At 53.8% G+C, this 236-nt stretch carries 1 pseudogene; it reads right to left on the bottom strand.

Features of this window, described 5'->3' with window-relative positions:
- Positions 1–26: 26 nt before the first annotated feature.
- Positions 27–236, bottom strand: a pseudogene (locus tag SB756_RS35425) (twitching motility protein PilT); the annotation flags it as partial.

Raw genomic sequence — 236 nt, 5'->3', positions numbered from 1 at the left:
AAGCTTGCGCATCGGGCATGGCAACGTCACAAACGCCCTTCCCCCACCCGGTGCTGATAACTCTGCTGAAACGTTATCATCCCCACCTGCTGCCCGGTTTGAATAACATGCGGTAACTGGTGGGTTTTCCCTTCGCGAATCAAATTCCCCACCGCGGGTGTGTTAATCAGCAATTCAAATAGCGCCACGCGTCCTTCCTGTTTATCCACTTCCAGCTTTTGTGACAACACGGCCCG

The organism is Pseudomonas sp. SIMBA_068 (genome assembly GCF_046534705.1).
GTDB classification, from domain to species: domain Bacteria; phylum Pseudomonadota; class Gammaproteobacteria; order Pseudomonadales; family Pseudomonadaceae; genus Aquipseudomonas; species Aquipseudomonas putida.
Note: the sequence above shows the minus strand (reverse complement) of the source record. Positions and strands in the feature narration are given on the sequence as shown.